This is a genomic window from Tardiphaga sp. 768_D3_N2_1 (genome assembly GCF_052076105.1).
Classification (GTDB): domain Bacteria; phylum Pseudomonadota; class Alphaproteobacteria; order Rhizobiales; family Xanthobacteraceae; genus Tardiphaga.
In genome coordinates, this window is sequence record NZ_CP197245.1 from 3297726 (window position 1) to 3315167 (window position 17442).

Here is a 17442-nt window from a genome sequence, read left to right on the forward strand (position 1 = left end):
GCGCATGGTGGTCGCGCCTCCTAGCGCGGCAACATCTCGGGTGGCGGCGATCGATCAAGCACGTCGCCTTTCGCGCCTTCCAGCAGGTTCAGCTCGACATTCTCCACGACCAGCGGGCCGCGTTTGCGCTTGAGGTCAGCCACTTTCTCGATATTCGCAAAAGCCGCCCGCCATTCCGGATTGGTCGCAGCATTTTGCTCACCCACCAGCAGAAGCTTGCCGGACAACTGCTCTGCACTAGGCTCCGGCATGTTCACCCAGCGAATGCGCTGGGTGCGCTGGAAGACGCAGGTCCCCTTCGGCAGATAGAAGGCCAGCCAGCCTGTGGTGCCGTAATCGGGCGCCACCACGCATGTAGCCCCGACACGGGCACGAATGGCTTCGATCTCGGCCGCCAGTTCGACGAAGCCCACGCCGATGCTGCGTACTGTCGCGTCACGCTTGTAGCCGGACAGCAGGCCCGTATTGGCCTGCACCACCAGTGCTGTGAACATCACGACGCCGGTCGGCCCCGCCCAGCGCAGGCAGAAATCCACCGTGCGCTGCTCGCGCGGCTTCCATTGCACGATAGTTGCCGCGACGGCAGCAATGATGGCCAGCGTCGGATAGACCGGCGCGAACCAGTTGGCCTCGACGCGACTGTGCAGCGCATGCCAGCCGAAATACAGCACGATGACCCAGAACATCGCATTCAACAGCACCCGCGCCGGCCACGCTCCGGGCTTGCGAACGGCCAGGGCATAGAGACCCATCATGCCAAGAATGAACACCAGCGGTGTGGCGAAGGCGAATTGGGTCGGGATCAGTTCAGCGATGAAGGCCGGATTGAAGTGGTCGATCCGGGCACGTCCGAGCTGCTTGATGAAGGATACCCAGCCGTGTTCGGCATTCCAGAACAGCACCGGCGAGAACACCGCGAGCGCGACGAGACCGCCGAGATAGGGCCATGGCGAGATCAGCCAGCGCCGCATCTTCGGCACAGCGACGAGCCAGATCAGAATCGCCGGCCCGAAAAACAGCGCGGTATATTTCGACAACAGCGCTACGCCGACGGCCAAGCCTACCGCGAGCCACCACGCCCCCTGCCCCGTCGCCAGCACCTGGGCGAGCGTCAGCAATACGAAGCTTGATGCGACCAGCACCGGCGCGTCCGGCGTGACAATCATCAACCCGACCGACGTGATCATGGTCGCGTTGAGCAGAATCACCGCCGTCGTCGCCACCCGCTGACCGCCGAACAGCAGTTCGGCCGTGCGATACACCGCCCAGCTCATCGGCAGCGCCAGCAGCACCGAGAACACGCGTACACCAAATTCGGTATCGCCCCCGATCATGGTGCCGAGCCGGATCACCACCGCGACCATCGGCGGGTGGTCGTAATAGCCGCCGGCCAGATGTTTTGACCACATCCAGTAGTAGGCTTCGTCGAAGGTCAACGGCGTCCAGGCGGCCGCCGCGAGCCGCAGCAGCACCAGGCCGATGACGACAGCCGCGGTGCCGCGAACCAGCCGCAGTTCCTGCGCGGTCATCTCGCGGTTACCGTTTCCGCCAGACGAACAGGCCAGACATTGCGTAGTTCCAGACCACGCCCATCAGCGCGCCGGCAGCGCCCGCCAGCCACCAGATCGGCTCCTGATCGAAGACCGACCAAGCCACGCCGACATTGGCGAGCAGACCCACGCTACAGACCACGTAGAAGATCAACAGACCGCGCAGGATGCCGAAGCCCTTCAGGCGCTGGTCGCGATAGGTCAGGAAATTGTTGAGCAGAAAGTTGCTGGTCATGGCACAGAGCGCGGCGATGGCCTGCGCCTCCGCGAATGGCGGATCGAAGACTTCAAGTGTGACGAACAGCACAGCGAAATGCACGAACAGGCCGATCGAGCCGACCAGCGCGAACAGCAGGAAGCGCAGCGACACGGTGTCGTTGGTCAGCTTCGCCAGCACGAGGCCCAGGAAATCCAGCGCCACCATGGAGTCGAGCTTGCTCTCGCCATGCAGGCGCGAGCCGAACGTGTAGGGCACTTCGATGACGCGCAGGTCGCCCCCGGCCGTCGCCACGACATCGAGCAGAATTTTGAAGCCCTGAGTGGAGAGTCTCGGTGCCAGTTGTTCAAAGCGATCGCGGCGGATCATGAAGAAGCCGCTCATCGGATCGGCGATCTCGACCTTCAGCACCCGCTGCGCCACAGCGGTCGCGAATTTGCTGGCGCCAAGCCGCTGCTGGTTGAAACTGTCGGCGCTGCCGCCCTCGATATAGCGGCTGCCGATCACCAGTTCGGCGGCGCCGCTTTCGATCAGACCGAGCATCTTGCCGAGCTGGGTCTCGTCGTGCTGCAAGTCTCCGTCGATCACTGCCGCACAGGGCGCGCTGGAGGCCAACATGCCCTCGATGCAGGCGCCGGACAGGCCACGCCGGCCGATGCGCCGGATACAGCGGACGCGCGAGTCGGCGCGCGCCAATTCGCGTACCGCGTCGGCCGTGCCGTCCGGCGAATTGTCGTCGACGAAAATGACTTCCCAGGAAATGCCGACCAGCGCCGCGTCCAGCCGCTGCACCAAGGTGGCGACATTGCCGCGCTCGTTGAAAGTGGGGACGACGACGGACAGCTGCAGCGGAGCGCCCGCCTGCAATATCTGTCCGGGCCCCGGTCTGATGGCTTCGTTCATGGCGCCAGCATATATCTGCCGCGCCGGACCATGCCAAGACAGACAAGGAACAGCGAGGCCTTAACAGGCGCCGGAACAAGCCATCAGAGGGGGAAAACGGCCAAAAGTGGCCCCAAAATGCCAACGACCCCGAACAACAGGCGCACGTACATCCGGCGCACCGCGTTATTCAAGGTCGTCCCGACGCCGGAGCTATGAAGCATCAACGTCGCCGTTGGAAACAAGATAGGGACGCTGGGGACATTCCGCAAGGGGTGCTCCCGGGACTGCTTCAACGCCACATTCCGGCCGCGAACACCGCATCCCGGCACCATTCTGTTACTGGCGAGCTATAGCCAGTCTTGCAGGTGCCCATTACCTTGTTCCGGTCAACAGCGGCGCGTTCGCGCGGTTTTCTCGAGGCGGAAGCCCCGCCTGAACCGCGCCACAATCGTCTCCGCGCGTGATAACCGGAGATGCCATGCGACGCTCGCTCGGACCATGCTTATTCGCTGTATCGCTGACGCTGGCATCCTTCGGCAGCAGCCATGTCATCGCGCAGACAATTGATACCGTCACAACGACGCTGCTGTCCGATTCGCGCGTCATGGCTGCGCTCGATGCCATCAAGGCCGACGACGCCCGCGCCCTGAAAGAGCAGATCCGGATCACCGAAATTCCCGCGCCTCCGTTCAAGGAGAATGTGCGCGGCAACTACATTCTGTCACGGTTTCAGGAGCTGGGCTTCAAGGACGCCGTGATCGACGCCGAGGGCAATGTGATCGCCCGGCGCAAGGGCACTCGGGGAACGCCGAAGCTGGTCATCTCCGCACATCAGGACACGGTCTTTCCCGAGGGGACCGACGTCACGGTGAAGGAAAAGGACGGCGTCTATCTGGCGCCGGGGATCGGCGACGATGCCCGCGGGCTCGCGGCCCTGTTGTCTTTGATGCAGACCCTCAACACGCAGCAGATCGCGACGGTCGGGGACGTCATGTTCGTCGCCAGCGTCGGCGAAGAAGAGCTGGGCAATCTGCGCGGCGTCAAAGCCCTGTTTCGCGGCAACAAGGACATCGATGGCTTCATCTCGATTGATGGGCTCGGCGTCACGCGGATCGTCAACCAGGGAACGGGAAGCCACCGCTACGAGATGATTTTCAAGGGTCCGGGCGGTCACAGTTTTCAGGAATTCGGCTTACCGAGCGCGACCCACGCGCTGGGCCGCGCAGTCGCGAAAATCTCGGAACTGCAGACACCCGCAGATCCGAAAACCACCTTCACGGTCGGAACGGTGAGTGGCGGCACATCCGTCAACGCCATCGCTGCCGAAGCACGCATGACGATCGACATGCGATCGAATTCGACCGAAGAACTGTTGAAACTCGAAGCGAGACTTCTCGATCAGGTGAAGGACGCAGTAGGTGAAGAAAACAAGCGCTGGGGATCGCACAAGATCACTGTCGAGATCAAACTGATTGGCGACCGCCCGGCGGGCGTTGTCGCAGAAGACTCTCCCCTCGTGCAGGCGACCGCGCGCGCCGTGACCGCGCTGACCCGCGCGCCCCATGTCACCTTTGCCGGTTCCAGCACGGACTCCAATCTCGCGATGTCGCTCGGCATTCCTGCGGTGACCATCGGCGGCGGCGGCCAGGGCGGTAACTGGCACTCCCGCAACGAATGGTACAAGCCCGTGGATGCGTATATCGGGCCGCAAAATGCACTGCTGACGATGCTGGTGCTGACCGGCGTCGAGGGCGTGACCAAGCCGGTGCTGCCGGCGCGGCACTGAATAACAAGGCGAATACTGAAAGGATCGGCCTCACAATGGTTGCGAAATCCGGACAAATCCGTATCGGCATCGGCGGCTGGACCTTCGAGCCGTGGCGCGGGACATTTTACCCGGAAAAGCTGACCCAGGCGAAGGAGCTTAGCTACGCCGCCTCCAAGCTGACATCCATCGAGATCAACGGCACCTATTATGGCTCGCAGAAGCCAGAGAGCTTTCGCAAATGGGCGAGCGAGGTGCCGGATGATTTCGTGTTCTCGCTGAAGGGCCCGCGCTTCGCCACCAACCGCAAGGTGCTTGCAGAAGCAGGCGACAGCGTGAAGCGCTTTTATGATTCCGGCGTGCTCGAACTCGGCGACAAGCTTGGCCCGGTGCTGTGGCAGTTCATGCCGACCAAGAAATTCGACGAGGCCGATTTCGGCGGCTTCCTCGAACTGCTGCCACGCGAACTGGATGGCCGCGCCCTGCGCCACGTGGTCGAGGTGCGGCATAACAGTTTCTGCACGCCGGCTTTCATCGCCCTGCTGCGCGAGCACAAGATCCCCGTGGTGTTCTCCGAACACGCGACCTATCCGGCGATCGCTGATGTCACCGCGGACTTCGTTTATCTGCGCCTCCAGAAGGGCGAGGATTCGATCCCGACCGCCTATCCGCCCAAGGCGCTTGATGCCTGGGTCAAGCGCTTTCAGGATTGGGCTAGCGGCGGCGAGCCCGGCGACCTGCCACGTGTCGGCGATGGCAAAGTGAAGAAGCAGCCGCGCGACGTGTTTGCCTACGTGATTCACGAGGCCAAGGTGCGCGCACCGCACGGCGCGATGGCGCTGATCGAACGTGTAAAGTAACGCCCGCGGGCGCTACTCAATCCAGCTTGATGCCGGCCTCGCGGATCAATTTCGTCCAGGTCGCGTGTTCGGAGGCGATGAAGGCGTCGAGCTTGTCGTCGGGCATATCCCACGGCTCACCGCCGCTCTTCTCGAAGCGCTCCTTCAGATCGGGCAACACCGCCCGAATATCCTGACGGAGTTTGGCGATCACCGCAGGCGGCGTTTTGGCCGGCACGAAAATGCCCAGCCATGAATCCACATCGAGACCCGGCACGCCCGCCTCAGCCATGGTCGGAACGTCAGGCGCCAGCGGACTCCGCTTCGACGACAGGACCGCGATGCCCCTCACCTGCCCCGTCTGCACATAAGGCAGCCCCGCAGCGATCGAGTCGAAGAACAGGTCGATGCGGCCTGCCAGCAGATCGGCGAAAGCAGGCGGAGATCCCCTGTAAGGCACCTCCTGCAGCTTGACGCCGGCAGACCTCATGAAGGCCGCGGCCACCAGTTGCTGGCCGGTCCCGACGCCGGCAGTCGCCACGGTGATCGACCCCGGCTTGTCCAACGCGGCAGCAACGATCTCCTTCGGCGACTGCTGCGGCAGATCCTTGCGGCCGACCATCACGTAGCCAAACTTGTAGACCAGCGCGACCGGCACGAAATCCTTGAGCGGATCATAAGCGAGCTTGGCGTAAAGCGCGGAGTTGAAGGCCATGTTGGAGAGGCCGCCAACCATCAGCGTATAGCCGTCTGCCTCGCTCTGGGCCGCAGCCTGCGTGCCCACGACGGTGCCTGCGCCTGGCTTGTTCTCCACGAAGAACGCCTGCCCCGTTCGCTTTGCCAGCGCGTCGGCGAGATGCCGTCCGACCAGATCGTAGCTGCCGCCGGGGGCAATCGGCACGATGATCCTAACCGGACGATCCGGATATGCGCCTTGCGCCAATACCGCAGAATGAAGGGATACAAGCGCGAGTGCCACCACGCCTAGAGCACCAACAATGCGAACCATTATTCCCCCGGTGATATCAGCCATTGAACTGGCGGAGTTTGTTGAGTTGACTATGTGTCATGTTGCAGATCGGAGCAACGCCTCGCGGCTGCCCGCGACATTGTGCCAATCATTTGCCGATCACCTGGATGCTCACATGGCCCGCAAGATACCCCGCCTCTTCACCGTCGGTTACGAGCAGACGCCCGCGAAAGCGGTGCTCGACGAATTGCAAAATGCCGGCGTCAAGCTGCTGGTCGATGTGCGTGCCGTCGCCGCGTCGCGGCGGCCGGGCTTCTCCAAGAACCAGCTCGCCGCCGGCCTAGACGAACGCGGCATCGGTTACATCCATCTGCGCGGGTTGGGCACGCCCAAAGACGGCCGCGAAGCTGCACGCAGCGGCAAGATCGCAGCGCTCGAGAAAATCTATATGGCTCATCTCAAGACACCGCAGGCACGGGAGGAAATGGATGAGCTGGCGGCGCTGGTGACGAAGTCCGGACCGGTCTGCATCCTCTGCTACGAGCGCGACCACGAACACTGCCATCGGCGCTGGATCGCCGAGATCATCGAGGAGCGCGAAGGCGCCAAGATTCAGAACCTGCTGCCGTCGCAGCTTTGAAGCCGCGGCAGCTCATCAGCAAAATTTCTCCCTCACCGAGTTATCCACACTGGACATCAGCCTATCCACAGAATAATCTACCTTAAGTTGCATTTTACGGTTGTGTTTCTGTTGCGTTGGGTGGGGGCTCGATGCGTTGGGGACTGGCGTTACGCGCATTATGCGTTGCGGCGGCCGCATACTCCTGCGGCTTGGTTTTAACTCGGGATGCCTCGGCTCAGGATGTCGGCGAGATCGATGCCGCGATCGAGCCGGCATCCGGCTCATCCAGCTTCTGGTCGCCTCTGTTGGACACGCGTATCAAAAAACGGCGCGCCTTCGATTTTCTCTCTGGAGGCATGCCAGACCGTCTGATGTATTTCGGTGGCGTCGACGCGTCGCATTGGAGCCTCGGTGCCTATGGTGGCCTGCAATGGGCCCCCACCGGCCTGAACAAGGATGGCTTCATCCTGCGCTTCTTTCTGTCGGAAAACCTCGAGCGCTATACGACAGGCACGCGCTCCGACTACACCCAGATCAGCCGCGCAGCGATCCTGCCGGGCTACCTCATCCGAAGCGGCAATCTGGAAGTTCAGCTATTGGCTGGCCTCGATATGGAAGCCGACTATTTCTACCACGATCAGCACCGCTCCCGGCTTCGTGCGATGCTCGGCGCGCGGGGCACGATGGATGTCTGGTGGGAGCCGACACGCGAGCTGATGCTGCAATATGCCCTCTCAGGCACGACCATCGACACCGGCTATACCACGCGTATTGCGGCCGGCTGGCGCCTGTTCGATTTGTTCTGGATCGGCCCGGAGGCCGCACTGTCGAACGACTATTTCAGCCAACAGACCCGGATCGGCGGCCATCTGACTGGCTTGCGCACCGGCTCCTACGAATGGTCGTTCGCCGCGGGACATGTGCGGGACAATTTCGAGCGCCAGGGAGTCTATGCGCGCTTCGGCATGGTCATGCGACCGCCTCGCGCGCCATTCTTCGAGAACTGACATCGACTGAATCACCCAGGATATCGGATCTCCTACAGTTTATCTTAACCGCTCAATCCAGCGTGCGACGGAAGCGGCTCACTGCGATGGTCATTGCCAGCAGCATCAGCGCAACCAGCGCGATTGCGTCGTAGCGGAGATTTTCCAGCGCCGCCCCCTTCAGCATGATGGCGCGGACGATCCGTATATAATGCGTCAGCGGCAGGCCCTCGCCGATATACTGCGCCCATACCGGCATGCCGGCGAATGGAAACATGAAGCCGGACAAAAGGATGCTGGGCAGGAAGAACATCATCGACAGCTGCATGGCCTGCAACTGGTTCTGCACGATGGTGGAGAACGTGTAGCCGATCGACAAGTTGGTGGTGATAAACAGCGTGCTCAGCAGCGCCAGCAGCAGCAAGCTACCCTGCACCGGCACGCCGAACAGCAGGACACCGATGCCGATGATCAGTGTCGCCTGGATGAATCCCACCAGCACGTAGGGCACGATCTTGCCTAGCATCACCTCCACCGGGGTGATCGGCATCGACAGCAGGTTTTCCATGGTACCGCGCTCGATCTCGCGGGTTACCGACAGCGCGGTGAAAATCAGCATCGTCATGGTCAGGATGGTGCCCACCAACCCAGGCACAATATTGAGCCGCGACGATGCAGCAGGATTGTAGCGCGCATGCGCCCGGATCTCGAACGGCAGCGATGGAGGATCGCCGACGAACAGGTCGTGCTGCAAGGCCGTCTGCATGAGGGTGCCGAGCGCGCCCAGTGCCGAGCCTGCCGCCACAGGATCGGTGGCATCGGCGGCGACCAGCAAAGCGGGACGGTCGCCACGCCGCACCGCTCGCTCGAAGCCGCGCGGGATCTCCACGCCAAACAGCACTTTACCCGACAGCAACAGGCTGTCGAACTCGGCCACCGAATGCACCTCGTGGGTAAAGTGAAAATACGAGGTGTTCTCCAGCGCCTTGAGAATCGAGCGGCCGAGATCGCTATCCTCCTGCAACAGCACCCCAGTCGGAAGGTGGCGCGGCGTGGTATTGATGGCATAGCCGAACAGCAAGAGCTGCATCACCGGGAGCATCACGATCATGGCGAATGAGACCCGGTCGCGACGTAGCTGAATGAACTCTTTCACCAGCATGGCGTAGCAGCGCCGCCAGAAGCCGAACGGCCGTTCTTTGACCTCCCGGTCCGGTCCCTCCACGGCGTTCACTGGAAGTTGTCCTTGGCGCGCGTCATCAGATCGATGAACACGTCCTCGAGCGACGGCGCGCCATGCTGCCAGTGCTGTCCCGACCGATCGCGATACGACGAAACGGTAGCTTCAAGGGCAGCATGATCGCGCCCGGAAACGTGTAGGCTGGTGCCGAACGGCGCCACCATGTCGACGCCGGGCTTGTCGGCGAGGTCGGCCGCAAGCCCATTGAGATCCGCGCCGGTAACAGTCCAGGTCGCCAGCGACGATGCCGCAATCACCTGTTCGACGGTGCCGTGCGCCAGCAAATGTCCATAGGCGATGTAAGCAATCTCATGGCAGCGCTCGGCCTCATCCATGTAATGGGTCGAGACCAGCACAGTCAGCCCCTGCGCGGCCAGCGCGTGAATTTCGTTCCAGAAGTCGCGCCGCGCTTTCGGATCGACGCCCGCGGTGGGCTCGTCGAGCAACAGCACTTGCGGATTCGGCAACGTGCAAGCACCCAGCGCCAGGCGCTGCTTCCAGCCGCCGGATAATTCCCCAGCGAGTTGCTCTTCGCGGCCACTCAGTCCGAGCCGCGCGATCATGTCACGCACCGCCTTGCGCGGATCGCGCACGCCATACAGCCTGGCTACGAATTCCAGATTTTCGCGCACGGACAAATCCTGATACAGACTGAAGCGCTGGGTCATGTAGCCAACCCGGCGCTTGATCTTGTCGGCATCGCGCAGGATATCGAAGCCAAGGCATGTGCCCGTTCCGCTGTCCGGCGTCAGCAGGCCACACAGCATGCGGATCGTGGTGGTCTTGCCGGAGCCGTTGGGACCGAGGAAGCCGTAGATGGTACCGCGCTTCACCTGCATCGACAGGTCATGCACCACCTCGCGGCCGTTGAACGACTTCGACAGGCCCTTCACTTCGATGGCAATGTCGGACGCGGCGATGGAGACCGCGGTCATCGCGACGTCGCCACGGGAATAGGCGCATGGGCGAACACGCTGACCGGCTGGCCAACACGAACGCTCGCCGGCTTGTTGGGCCGTGCCTGCACCAGATAGACGAGCTTGTTGCGTTCATCGAGACTGTAGATCACCGGCGGCGTATATTCCGCCGTGGTCGCGATGTAGTAGATCTTGGCCGTCAGATCCGCCGCGCAGTTGTCACAGGCGACGCGGACCTCGTCGCCGACGGCGAGCTTGGCCAGGTCGGTCTCCGGAACATAAAAGCGTATCTTCATATTGCCCGGCGGCAGGATCGACAGCACGGGCCGCTGCGCCGGCACCATCTCGCCCTCTCGGAAATAGATCTGCTGGATGGTACCGCTGATCGGCGCGAAGGCATTGCGCCGCGTCAGCCGCGTTTGCGAGGTGTTTACCCGTGCCTCGGCGACGCGCAGCGCCGACACTGCCGCGTCTAGATTGGCCTGGGTGCCGGAGCCGGTCTTACTGAGCGACTGGGCGCGATCAAAGGTCTGTTTTGCGTTGGCCAGTGTGGCGTTGTTCTGGTTGAGATCGGCCTGCTGCAGATCGTCGTCGACCGCATAGAGCGGAGCGCCGGCCTGCACCTCGTCGCCTTCGCGAATGTTGAGTTTGGTGACGCGCCCGGATTCGTCAGGGCTAACAAAGATCATGTCGGCCTCGACCCAGCCCTGATAGCCGGGGTCCCTGCGCTCGTTGCAACCGGCAAGGGCCAGCATCAATGCCAGTATGCTGAACAAACGGCAGGTCTTGTGCGGCGACATCATACCGTTCTCCGTTCGCCGAAGATCAGATCGATATGAGCCTGCAACATCGCCATGGCGTCGAGCGGCGCCAGCCGGGCAAACAACCCTTGCCAGATCACCGCGACCATGGCCGGAGCCACGAGAAGCTGCGGAAACTGCAGCAGCGCGGGATTGCGAATCTCGCCGCGCGCGATGCCGTATTCGATCATTTGCCGCATGCCAGCCATCCCCCGTTCCACCACTTCGCGGTAGTAGAATTCCGACAATGATGGAAAGCGCGCGCCCTCCGCTATGATCAGGCGCAAAATGTCGCCGCGCCGGGTTTGCACGACGTCGCGCACAAAGCTTTCGGCGAAGCCTTCCATCATGGCGCGGGCCGAGCCGCCCGCGACCGGCGGCGCGCTCATCCGGCTGATCAGCGGGCCGAGCGCGCTGCGCACCAGTTCCTGGAACAGCGCCTCCTTGTCAGTGAAGTAGAGATAGATCGTGCCCTTGGCGACGCCGGCGCGTTTCGCCACGTCGTCGAGCCGGGTGCCGGCAAAGCCGCGGGCAACGAATTCGTCGAGCCCGGCAGCGATAATCGCCGCCCGCCGCTCCTCCGCTTTGGCTTCGCGTTTCGATGGCGGCTTCGACGTGGCAAGTTTCGGTATTGCCGTTCTGGCTGGCTTGGCGACAGCCCCCTTCACGCCGCCTCGGCCAGTGGCCGCACGGGCTAATCGCACCGTCTTCGGTTTCGGTTCGGATGTGCTCATTAGTATAATATGACTGACCAGTCAGTCATATTCAAGACCTTTCGAACGATTCGGCAACCACACGCTTGGTGGCTAGGTGAGGTGCCGGACCACGCGTGGCGCTGTTGCATAGCCCCGTTCTTCGAGAAACTGATCGGGAAGCAGCTCAGCCGAGCCGCCAGATCGCCTGCGGCAGATCATAGCCGCGGATCGGCACATCGCCGAGCAGCTCCGCATCGCTGCAGGTGTCGCCCAGGGCGTCGCGTATGGAAGCAGAGATCAGTAATTGCGAGCCGAACTGTTTGTTGAGCGCCTCAAGCCGGGCCGCGAAATTCACGGTATCGCCGATGACTGTGTACTCCTTGCGGCGCGGGGAGCCAACGTTGCCGGCAATGACGGTGCCGATATGCAGCCCGATGCCAATACGCAGCGGCCATTCACTGCCCTGATTGCTTTTCTCGACAGCTATGAGCATCTCGCGTGCTGCCTGCACGGCGCAATGCGCCGCATTCGGATCCTCAATGGGCGCTCCGAACAGTGCGAGAAATCCGTCACCGAGAAATTTGTTCACGATCCCGGAATGTCGATCCAGTACATCGACCAGCAATGCAAACGTCGCGTCGAGCCTCTCCACCACCTGGCGCGGCGAATGCACACGGGTCGCCGCGGTGAAGTTACGGATATCGACGAACATCACCGCGACCTGACGCATCTCGGTTGTGGAGCTCGTTCCCGACGCCAGCAACTGTTCCACCACCTGCGGCGAGACATGCTGACCGAACAGATTGGTGACACGATCGCGCGCCGAAGTTGCCGCAATGCTCGCCTCGAACTGGCGACGGAGCTGCAAGCCGACCGCGCCTGCAAGAATACCGCAGAGCAGGACCATGGCGCTGCGGATGAGCTGAAACGCAAAATCCGGTGCGGGTTCCGAGGCGAATTGCACCGGATGATACAGCATGGCCATCGCGAGCATCTGGGCGGCCGCGACAAAGCCGGTAAACGTCGACAGCCAGAAATCGAGCCGAAGCGTGGATAGAATGATGAAGATGAAATAGGACAACGGCGCCGCAAATGCCAACGCCCCCGCCGGCCCCATCCAGCCCATATGGAGATGCAGTGCGGCCGTCGGAATGCTGGTCTCGATGAGCGCACTCAGATAGCGCCGCCCATGCGCAATATCCTGCCCTGCAGCGATGCGCTGATTGACCTTATAAAGAACGAAGAACTCGAACAGCAGCAGCGGGACCGTGATCATAAACGACGATGCGAGATCGAACTTGCCATTGGATATGCGCGCGAAGCTCGACGGCGCCAGCAGATAGGCAACGGACAGCGACAGCGTCACGATCACCACGGTAGCGATCACCGTCTTGACCCGCAGCCGCTCGGTCAACAGCATCTCGCGGCTCAGCGCCTTCCGAAACTCCCGAACGGACTGATCGGCGTCGGCGGGCTTCAAAAGTGTCCGGAAAAATTGAATCATTGCAGCAGTCTAGCCGCCGCAGGCGCATTGAACGAGATATTTGTCGGGGAGCTCTAGCCCTTGGCGTCGCAGGCCCAGGCGCGGATGACGCATTCCTTACCACCGTAGTCGTAGCATTTCTTGGTCGCTTGATTCAGCGAGCTGGAAATGCGCGGCGCCACCGCATAGCCATGCGCGCCGCAGGGATTCTTCATATCGACGGCGAAGGCCGCGCAGGCGCGCTTCATCGTCACCGTCGTGCATTCGCCTTTACACTGCTTTTTAGCGGCCGCCACCGCCGCCGCCTGCGCCGGATAGTCGAATGCCTGGCCATAGGCACCGCACTTGCCTACGGCGAGGGCACCAGCGGCTGAAGCCACATCCATGGCGCCCAAGCTCATCAACAAGGCAACGGCGAAAATCGCGCGACGACGCGCGGCAACAAACAGTGACAATTTCCCCTCCCCCGAGGCCGATCGCGGCAGACGCTACAGGGAGGGCGTTTCAACTTGGTGAACAAATGTGAAATGCGGCGGCCCGCCGCATCCGGGATGCTCAGCCGCTCCGCGCGTCTTCCAGCGCCTGCGGTGTATCGATATCAAGGAAGGCGCCGTGACCTTCCACCGCCACATCGGCAACGGCTTCAGCGTGCTTCATGATCAGATGCCGGGCGCCGATATCGCCGTCCAGCGTCATCAACTCATTGAAGAAGCGCCGAGACCACAACACGGGATTACCGCGACGGCCCTCACTCACAGGGACGACGATGAGGTTGCCGCGATCCGGCGCGAAGGTCTCGATCAGGCGGTCGATCAACTGGGCATCGATCAGCGGCATGTCGCCGAGACAGACCACAGCTCCATTGGCAGCGGCCGGGACTGCCGCGATACCGGCTTTCACCGAACTGGCAAGGCCATCGGCAAAATCAGGGTTGTAGACGAAGGTGACTTTGAGTCCGGCCAGCGCCTTCTCGACCTCCGGCGCCTGATGACCTGTCACCACCGTTACGCTCGACGCTTTCGATGCTATCGCCTGTTCGGCGACGATCCGGACCAATGCCTTGCCGCCCAGTTCGGCGAGCAGCTTGTTCGGCCCGCCCATCCGGGTCGAACGGCCGGCGGCCAGAATAACGGCGGCGACATTGCTGTTGCTATCGCTGCCGACGGCCACGCGTGGTTGCGGCCGGGTGACGATTTCCATCAGCAAACCGCCGACGCCCATGCCGGTGAGATCGACGCGGGTGACCTTGAGGCCAGCCAGCAGCCGCATCAGCACCCAGTCGAAACCGTTTTCCACCGGCGAGCGCGCACAGCCCGGTGCGCCGAGCACCGGCACGTTGCCGGCCCGGCCGATCAGAAGGAGGTTGCCGGGATCGACCGGCATGCCGAAATGTTCGATGGCGCCGCCGATCTGTTCGATCGCAGACGGAATGACGTCGCGGCGGTCGGCAATGGCCGAAGCCCCGAACACGATCACCAGTTCGGCGCCTAGCCCGAGCAGTTCCTTGATTGTCTTCGCCAGCACTTTCTCGTCGTGCGGCACGCGGCGCTCGGCGATGATCTTCGCACCGGCAGGCGCAAGGCGCTCTTCGGTCACGCGCAGCGTCTTGTCGATCACCTTCGGCGACAGCCCCGGCAACAGTGTCGAGACGATGCCGACTTTCTTGACCGTGTAAGGCGCGATCCGCATTGCGCCGCCCGCGGCAGCCTGGACGGCCGCGTCACGCAGCGTACCGGCGACGCCGAACGGGATCAGCTTGACGGTCGCGATCATCTCACCTTCGACCACTGGCTTGTAGGCCGCCAGCGTCGCAAAGGTGATCGCTTCATCGACTGCATTGATGCGATCGACGATGGTGCGATCGACGACCAGCACGCCCGGAGTCCCCGCAAACAGATTGGCGCGGCCCGTGAAGGCTCGCTCGACGTTGACGCCCTCGCCCGCCACCGCCTGCGCGATACTGGCCGCAGCGACATCCTCGGACACGTCGCCCTCTTCCAGGCGCACGACAACGACATCCTTGACGCCGGCGCTGGTCAGCGCAGCGACTTCATCGGGACCGATGGTCGTACCCTTCTTGAGAACGAGCGAACCCTGACGCAGCGTATGGACGGTCACGCCGCCGAGTGCATCCGCCGGACTGGCGGGACCGAACTTCATGCCGCAACCGCCTTCGCATCCCTGGGCATACGCAGCTCGGCCGTAATCTCCGCCATGATCGACACGGCAATTTCCGACGGCGACACGGCGCCAATGTTCAATCCGATCGGCGCCTTGATCCGCGCGAAGTCAGCCTCGCTGACGCCCTGCGCCTTCAGCCGGTCGCCGCGCTTGGCGTGGGTCTTTCGCGAGCCCAGCGCGCCGATATAGAAGCAGTTTTTCTCGAACGCATGCAGTAGCGCGGGATCGTCGATCTTCGGATCGTGGGTCACGGCGACGAAGGCCGTGTAGTGATCGATGTTGAGGCCCGGCAACGCCTCTTCCGGCCATTCGGCAATCAGTTTCACGTCCGGGAAACGCTCCGAGCTGGCAAAAGCCGTGCGCGGATCGACCACCGTCACATCATAATCCAGCGAGTGTGCCAGCGGCGCCAGCGCCTGGCTGATATGGACGGCACCGATGATCACGAGGCGTGCGGTGGGCGCGTAGACGTTCAGAAACAGCTTCTTGCCGTCCGCCTCGACCATCGCGCTCTTGCCCATGCGGAGCTGCTTTTCGAGCTCGGCATGCAGCGGATCACCGGCGAAATCCGCCGCCTTCACCAGGCGTTGTGTTCCATCGGATATATCGGTGATCAAAATAATGGGACGCCGGGCGGCGCGCTCAGCGTTCAGAGTGGCAAGTGTCTCGGCTTTCACGACTGCCCCACCTTCTCGACGAACACGCGGATCGTGCCGCCGCAGGACAGGCCGACATTCCAGGCGGTCTCGTCGGCCACACCGAATTCGAGCAATTTGGGCTCGCCACTCGCAATCACATCGAGCGCCTCGGTGACCACGGCGCCTTCGACGCAACCGCCAGAAACCGAGCCCAGGAAGGTGCCGTCGTCGTTGATGACGAGATTCGAGCCTGCGGGGCGCGGCGCCGAACCCCAGGTCTCAACTACGGTGGCCAGCGCCACACCGTGCCCGGCCTTCTGCCACGCCTCGGCGGCCTGCAGGATGTCTTCATCGCGATTGAGCATGGAAGCCTCTCTTAAGCTGCGGGCCGGATCAGGCTGCGGTGATGGACCGGGGGCGCCGATGACAGCGCCTTGATCAGTCCGTCGATCGAACTCAAATTATGCACCGGACGAAATTCGTCAACGTGCGGGAGCATCATTTTGATGCCCTGCGCCTTCGGTTCGAACCCGTCGAAGCGCAACAACGGGTTGAGCCATATCAGCCGCCGACAGGAGCGATGCAGCCGGTCCATCTCAAATGCCAGTTGCGAATCGGCCTCGCGCTCCAGTCCATCCGAGATCAGCAGGACGATGGCGCCCTGACCGAGTACGCGGCGTCCCCACAGCTTGTTGAAGTTGTGCAGCGACGCGGAAATACGCGTGCCGCCGGCCCAGTCTTCCACCGAGGCCGAACACGAGGCCAGCGCCTCGTCGGGATCGCGCGAGCGCAGCGCCCGCGTCACATTGGTCAGCCGGGTGCCGAACAGAAAAACCGAGACGCGCTTGCGGGCGTCCGTAATGGCATGAAGAAAGTGCAGGAACAGCCGGGTATATTCGCTCATCGAGCCGGAGATATCGAGCAACGCGACAATCGGCGCCGGCCTGTCGATCAGGCCCAGCCTGCGGATATCGATGATATCGCCGCCTGTGCGCAGGCTGCCGCGCAGTGTGCGCCGCAGATCGAGCCGCGCGCCGCGCTTGTCCGGCTGGGTGCGGCGTGTGCGCAGTTCAGCTTGCGGCAGCCGCATATTGGCGATGGCGCGCGTGACCTCGGCGATCTCCGCGGCGCTCATCTGCGCAAAATCCTTCTTCTGCAAAACCTCGCGGTCGGAGACCGACAGCCGGATCTCCTGTTCCTGCGGTGCCTCGCGCTCTTGGCCCTGCGCCGGTTGCGCCATCGCCTCCTGCACGCGGCGCGAGGCCGGCGGCGGCTTGCGCTTGGCATCGTCGGGCAGCGGCACCGAATCCAGCATCTGCTTCCACTCGTCGGCGGCACGGAAGAACAGATCGAAGGCCTGCGCGAATACCAGCGCATGCTCGTGGCGCTTGACGAAGATCGCTTCCAGCGTGGTGTACACGTCGGCGCGCTTGCCGATCTCGATCAACTGGATGGCATTGAGCGCATCGATCACCGCACCCGGCCCGACCGGAAGCCCGGCAGCGCGGAGCGCACGCGCGAAACCGATGACATTGTCTGCCATCTGGCCGGTCGGCGGATTGAGATGATCGATGGGCAATTCCAACTCCGTCGTTCCGGGGCGGACGCGCATCTTCGCGCGACCGAACCGCCACTGTCATTCCGGAGTCGAACG

17 protein-coding genes are annotated in these 17442 nt (G+C 62.7%); 4 read left to right on the plus strand and 13 right to left on the minus strand.

The annotated features are described in order from the left end of the window. Positions 1-20: 20 nt before the first annotated feature. The gene (locus tag AB8A27_RS15625; RefSeq protein ID WP_441242674.1) at positions 21-1529 is read right to left on the minus strand and encodes a glycosyltransferase family 39 protein; all 1509 of its coding nucleotides are present in this window, start codon (positions 1527-1529) and stop codon (positions 21-23) included. Between the two features lie 7 nt (positions 1530-1536). Continuing rightward, positions 1537-2670: a glycosyltransferase gene (locus AB8A27_RS15630; protein ID WP_441242675.1), complete on the minus strand. Its 1134-nt coding sequence runs from the start codon at positions 2668-2670 to the stop codon at positions 1537-1539. 460 nt (positions 2671-3130) lie between these two features. Between AB8A27_RS15630 and AB8A27_RS15635 the strand changes: the two genes are divergently transcribed. Both AB8A27_RS15635 and AB8A27_RS15640 read left to right on the plus strand, forming a co-directional pair. Beyond that, on the plus strand, positions 3131-4438 hold the full coding sequence (locus tag AB8A27_RS15635) for a M20/M25/M40 family metallo-hydrolase (protein WP_441242676.1): 1308 nt from the start codon (positions 3131-3133) through the stop codon (positions 4436-4438). A 35-nt stretch (positions 4439-4473) separates the two neighbouring features. Then, entirely contained in the window at positions 4474-5277 is an 804-nt protein-coding gene (locus tag AB8A27_RS15640; RefSeq protein ID WP_441242677.1) for a DUF72 domain-containing protein, read from the plus strand. A gap of 16 nt (positions 5278-5293) precedes the next feature. On the opposite strand, the gene AB8A27_RS15645 is transcribed toward AB8A27_RS15640, so the two are convergent. Continuing rightward, positions 5294-6157, minus strand: coding sequence for a Bug family tripartite tricarboxylate transporter substrate binding protein (locus tag AB8A27_RS15645; RefSeq protein ID WP_441242678.1), 864 nt, complete (start codon positions 6155-6157; stop codon positions 5294-5296). 244 nt (positions 6158-6401) lie between these two features. On the opposite strand from AB8A27_RS15645, the gene AB8A27_RS15650 reads away from it, so the two are divergent. Next, positions 6402-6866, plus strand: a complete 465-nt coding sequence (locus AB8A27_RS15650; RefSeq protein ID WP_441242679.1) for a DUF488 domain-containing protein — start codon at positions 6402-6404, stop codon at positions 6864-6866. A 338-nt stretch (positions 6867-7204) separates the two neighbouring features. After that, positions 7205-7855 carry a cellulose biosynthesis protein BcsS gene (gene bcsS, locus AB8A27_RS15655; protein WP_441242680.1) on the plus strand — a complete coding sequence of 217 codons (651 nt, stop codon included), beginning with the start codon at positions 7205-7207 and terminating at the stop codon, positions 7853-7855. A gap of 52 nt (positions 7856-7907) precedes the next feature. Here bcsS and AB8A27_RS15660 read toward each other — a convergent pair whose 3' ends face one another. From AB8A27_RS15660 to AB8A27_RS15705, 10 genes are all read right to left on the minus strand, one after another. Further along, positions 7908-9068: an ABC transporter permease gene (locus tag AB8A27_RS15660; RefSeq protein WP_441242681.1), complete on the minus strand. Its 1161-nt coding sequence runs from the start codon at positions 9066-9068 to the stop codon at positions 7908-7910. Continuing rightward, entirely contained in the window at positions 9065-10009 is a 945-nt protein-coding gene (locus AB8A27_RS15665; protein ID WP_441242682.1) for an ABC transporter ATP-binding protein, read from the minus strand. Before AB8A27_RS15665 ends, AB8A27_RS15660 begins: the two co-directional genes overlap by 4 nt. Beyond that, positions 10006-10791, minus strand: coding sequence for an HlyD family secretion protein (locus AB8A27_RS15670; protein ID WP_441244920.1), 786 nt, complete (start codon positions 10789-10791; stop codon positions 10006-10008). The genes AB8A27_RS15665 and AB8A27_RS15670 overlap by 4 nt, the downstream gene beginning before the upstream one ends. Continuing rightward, positions 10791-11525, minus strand: a complete 735-nt coding sequence (locus tag AB8A27_RS15675; protein ID WP_441242683.1) for a TetR/AcrR family transcriptional regulator — start codon at positions 11523-11525, stop codon at positions 10791-10793. The genes AB8A27_RS15670 and AB8A27_RS15675 overlap by 1 nt, the downstream gene beginning before the upstream one ends. A 145-nt stretch (positions 11526-11670) precedes the next feature. Next, positions 11671-12990, minus strand: a complete 1320-nt coding sequence (locus tag AB8A27_RS15680) for an adenylate/guanylate cyclase domain-containing protein (RefSeq protein WP_441242684.1) — start codon at positions 12988-12990, stop codon at positions 11671-11673. Positions 12991-13043: 53 nt separating this feature from the next. Continuing rightward, positions 13044-13424 carry a DUF4189 domain-containing protein gene (locus AB8A27_RS15685; protein WP_441242685.1) on the minus strand — a complete coding sequence of 127 codons (381 nt, stop codon included), beginning with the start codon at positions 13422-13424 and terminating at the stop codon, positions 13044-13046. A gap of 100 nt (positions 13425-13524) precedes the next feature. Beyond that, the gene (locus AB8A27_RS15690; RefSeq protein WP_441242686.1) at positions 13525-15129 is read right to left on the minus strand and encodes an NTP transferase domain-containing protein; all 1605 of its coding nucleotides are present in this window, start codon (positions 15127-15129) and stop codon (positions 13525-13527) included. Continuing rightward, entirely contained in the window at positions 15126-15827 is a 702-nt protein-coding gene (locus tag AB8A27_RS15695) for an XdhC family protein (protein WP_441242687.1), read from the minus strand. Before AB8A27_RS15695 ends, AB8A27_RS15690 begins: the two co-directional genes overlap by 4 nt. Then, a complete protein-coding gene (locus AB8A27_RS15700) occupies positions 15824-16153 on the minus strand; it encodes an XdhC family protein (protein ID WP_068736040.1) in 330 nt (109 codons plus the stop codon). The genes AB8A27_RS15695 and AB8A27_RS15700 overlap by 4 nt, the downstream gene beginning before the upstream one ends. An 11-nt stretch (positions 16154-16164) precedes the next feature. After that, positions 16165-17400 (minus strand): vWA domain-containing protein, encoded by a 1236-nt coding sequence (locus AB8A27_RS15705; protein WP_441242688.1) that lies wholly within the window; start codon positions 17398-17400, stop codon positions 16165-16167. Positions 17401-17442: the final 42 nt, after the last annotated feature.

Coding starts and splice junctions, on each gene's coding strand:
- AB8A27_RS15625 (WP_441242674.1), bottom strand. CDS start 1,529: ATGACCGCGCAGGAACTGCGGCTGGTTCGCGGCACCGCGGCTGTCGTC.
- AB8A27_RS15630 (WP_441242675.1), bottom strand. CDS start 2,670: ATGAACGAAGCCATCAGACCGGGGCCCGGACAGATATTGCAGGCGGGC.
- AB8A27_RS15635 (WP_441242676.1), top strand. CDS start 3,131: ATGCGACGCTCGCTCGGACCATGCTTATTCGCTGTATCGCTGACGCTG.
- AB8A27_RS15640 (WP_441242677.1), top strand. CDS start 4,474: ATGGTTGCGAAATCCGGACAAATCCGTATCGGCATCGGCGGCTGGACC.
- AB8A27_RS15650 (WP_441242679.1), top strand. CDS start 6,402: ATGGCCCGCAAGATACCCCGCCTCTTCACCGTCGGTTACGAGCAGACG.
- bcsS (WP_441242680.1), top strand. CDS start 7,205: ATGCCAGACCGTCTGATGTATTTCGGTGGCGTCGACGCGTCGCATTGG.
- AB8A27_RS15665 (WP_441242682.1), bottom strand. CDS start 10,009: ATGACCGCGGTCTCCATCGCCGCGTCCGACATTGCCATCGAAGTGAAG.
- AB8A27_RS15670 (WP_441244920.1), bottom strand. CDS start 10,791: ATGTCGCCGCACAAGACCTGCCGTTTGTTCAGCATACTGGCATTGATG.
- AB8A27_RS15675 (WP_441242683.1), bottom strand. CDS start 11,525: ATGAGCACATCCGAACCGAAACCGAAGACGGTGCGATTAGCCCGTGCG.
- AB8A27_RS15680 (WP_441242684.1), bottom strand. CDS start 12,990: ATGATTCAATTTTTCCGGACACTTTTGAAGCCCGCCGACGCCGATCAG.
- AB8A27_RS15690 (WP_441242686.1), bottom strand. CDS start 15,129: ATGAAGTTCGGTCCCGCCAGTCCGGCGGATGCACTCGGCGGCGTGACC.
- AB8A27_RS15700 (WP_068736040.1), bottom strand. CDS start 16,153: ATGCTCAATCGCGATGAAGACATCCTGCAGGCCGCCGAGGCGTGGCAG.
- AB8A27_RS15705 (WP_441242688.1), bottom strand. CDS start 17,400: ATGCGCGTCCGCCCCGGAACGACGGAGTTGGAATTGCCCATCGATCAT.